This is a genomic window from Veillonellaceae bacterium, from assembly GCA_012523975.1.
Classification (GTDB): domain Bacteria; phylum Bacillota; class Negativicutes; order JAAYSF01; family JAAYSF01; genus JAAYSF01.
This window is the reverse complement of sequence record JAAYSF010000091.1, coordinates 1-2,160: the sequence shown is the minus strand read 5'-3', so window position 1 is coordinate 2,160 and position 2,160 is coordinate 1. Positions and strand designations below refer to the sequence as shown.

The 2,160-nt window shown below is 48.5% G+C and carries 6 protein-coding genes; 1 reads left to right on the top strand and 5 read right to left on the bottom strand.

What is annotated here, in order from left to right:
- On the top strand, positions 1 to 179 hold a 179-nt coding region (locus tag GX348_12060; GenBank protein ID NLP42891.1), incomplete at its 5' end, for a TIGR03905 family TSCPD domain-containing protein.
- Between the two features lie 165 nt (positions 180 to 344).
- Here GX348_12060 and GX348_12055 read toward each other — a convergent pair.
- From GX348_12055 to GX348_12035, 5 genes are all read right to left on the bottom strand, one after another.
- On the bottom strand, positions 345 to 488 hold the full coding sequence (locus tag GX348_12055; protein NLP42890.1) for a YvrJ family protein: 144 nt from the start codon (positions 486 to 488) through the stop codon (positions 345 to 347).
- Positions 489 to 719: 231 nt separating this feature from the next.
- Positions 720 to 932, bottom strand: coding sequence for a DUF2922 domain-containing protein (locus GX348_12050; GenBank protein NLP42889.1), 213 nt, complete (start codon positions 930 to 932; stop codon positions 720 to 722).
- Positions 933 to 974: 42 nt separating this feature from the next.
- Complete coding sequence (locus GX348_12045) at positions 975 to 1,199, bottom strand: DUF1659 domain-containing protein (GenBank protein ID NLP42888.1); 225 nt, start codon at positions 1,197 to 1,199, stop codon at positions 975 to 977.
- A 4-nt stretch (positions 1,200 to 1,203) separates the two neighbouring features.
- Entirely contained in the window at positions 1,204 to 1,794 is a 591-nt protein-coding gene (locus tag GX348_12040; protein NLP42887.1) for a sigma-70 family RNA polymerase sigma factor, read from the bottom strand.
- A 198-nt stretch (positions 1,795 to 1,992) separates the two neighbouring features.
- A partial coding sequence (locus GX348_12035; GenBank protein ID NLP42886.1) for a hypothetical protein occupies positions 1,993 to 2,160 on the bottom strand: 168 nt, incomplete at its 5' end.

The window sequence follows — 2,160 nt, the reverse complement described above, 5'->3', positions numbered from 1 at the left end:
TAAAAAAGGTGTCATTCTCCTCGGGCTGTTCCGGCAACCTTCAAGGCATCAGCCGCCTGGTCGAAGGAATGCCGATTCAGGAGGTTATAAAGCGCTTAAAAGGAATCTCCTGCGGCGGTAAAGATACCTCGTGTCCGGATCAGCTGGCTAGAGCATTGGCACAGTTTGCAGCAGAATAAATAGCATTCCGTGAAAAGGTCCGTTTCCCATTTGGCGAAACGGACTTTTTAGTTTGTTGTAAGAAGTTGAGATCGCCGCACTTGGCTCGCGATGACATTATAGTAAGGCAAATTGTCATTGCGAGCGCAGCGCGGCAATCTCGGTTAGGCTTTTAGATAGACAGTTTACAACCGCTCGGCAATTACCTTGGACAATTCACTGATGCTTGCTGACAGTTTCTCTAGCTTACTCTCGATGCGCACTAGCAAAAATACTGATATAACCATCGGAAAGCCGTAGTTGGCGGCATAGCCAAGTAATTGTTCCATAGCTCGACCTCCTTTCCGAGTAACACATATAAACATCCGAAAATACACCCCGTCGCTGCGCGCCACCCCTCTCAAGAGGAGATTTAAGACATCCTAAGCCTGTCATTGCGAGCGCAGCGCGGCAATCTCGGTTTTTATCCCCTCTTGATAGGGTAGGGCAGGGTATATCTTTCATTCCGTTTTCTTAGCAAAAGAGCAGGCGGCTCTACACCACCTGCTCTTTTTGCCTTATTAGACCAGCGAAACTGATTCCCGGGTGCGAATGCGTGCATCAACTATCTGCATCAAGTCGCCGCTTTTTGTTAAAAAAATGTTTTTGGCGATAATATCCTGCATTACAACATCAACCTCGGCTCTGGTTAAATCATCCCGCGGATCAGCTAAACTAATTACGGTTTCTTTACCTTCGTTGTTGCGAAAAACCATTTCTAATGTCTTAGTCATTTAATTCACCTCCTTGTATTTGGAAAGCGGTATAAAGTTCCATTACTCCTCAACCAATTTACCATTGTCGGTACGGAAGATGCTTTCGACAGGATGCTTCTGCAGACTGGCCAGCCCTGCACCAATTGCGTGCATATCGGCGTCGACGGCCTCTGTCTTGATATTGCTGTACGAACGCTGACGAAATACCGGATTACCGGCCTCATTAACACCGGTGCGAACTTTAATAACTAGCTTGGTGCCTTGCGGCAATTTATTCACTGCCATGTTCTCACCCCCTTTCGCTTAAATACATTCCAGCGAATTGCTTTTTTAAACGATTGAGAGCTCGTTGGCGCAAATTAAATACTGCTTGGGCTGTTACCCCGAGTTGTCCGGCAGCTTTGGCCAGCTTGTTGTCGCCGAACAAAGTCAATAACAGCGCTTGCCGCTGGCGCTCGGGCAGCAGCGCGATAGCAGCATGCAGTTCTTGCCCCAGTTCAGCCATTTCGACTTCCTGTTCAATATTTGTTGTTCCGGCCAGCATATCCAGCCTAAACGCATTTGGAAGATCGCTATCCTCCCCCTCGGTCATTAGTAATTCATGCTGCCATCGGCGTTGTTCACGCTTAAACAAATTCCAAAGCGCAAACTTGACCTTGCTTTCGACATAGCCGGCAAAATGTACGCCTGTCGTATAATCATAGCTTTTTACGGCTTCGACTACGGCTAACCACGCCTCAGCCAAGGCGTCATCACCCAGACTTCGTAAATGCGGCTTGTACGCCTGCCGTTTAACTAAGCCTTCAAACCGCCGGCAGATCTCGGCAAACGCCTCGGCATCGCCAGCCTGAGCACGAGATACCAGATTAATCAATTCCATTTTTCCTCACCTAGCGGCGAGGAACCGGTTCCTCAATATTAGCGCTGGTTTGAATTTAACATTTAACCCCAGGACAAACAAAAGCCGACCTAAGTGCCAGTCAGCACCTAAGTCGGCTTAACTATATTCACAAAATGTACTTAACACACCCCGGCGCTAACGCACCACCCCTCACTAGAAGGGAATCAAGTCTTGATCCTAATCCCCCGTCCGCTCCATCCACTCGTCATACTTCGCTTCTAAATCAGCCTGCAGTTGCGCATATTCGTCGGCCAGCGCCTTACTCTCGGTGGGATCGGCATGAACAGCCGGATCGCCAAGTTTTACTTCCATAGCAGAGATTGCAGCTTCCAATCCGGCAATCTC

What these genes read in the sequence shown, in the direction of transcription:
- GX348_12055 (NLP42890.1), bottom strand. Translation starts at nt 488, where the DNA reads ATGGAACAATTACTTGGCTATGCCGCCAACTACGGCTTTCCGATGGTT.
- GX348_12050 (NLP42889.1), bottom strand. Translation starts at nt 932, where the DNA reads ATGACTAAGACATTAGAAATGGTTTTTCGCAACAACGAAGGTAAAGAA.
- GX348_12045 (NLP42888.1), bottom strand. Translation starts at nt 1,199, where the DNA reads ATGGCAGTGAATAAATTGCCGCAAGGCACCAAGCTAGTTATTAAAGTT.
- GX348_12040 (NLP42887.1), bottom strand. Translation starts at nt 1,794, where the DNA reads ATGGAATTGATTAATCTGGTATCTCGTGCTCAGGCTGGCGATGCCGAG.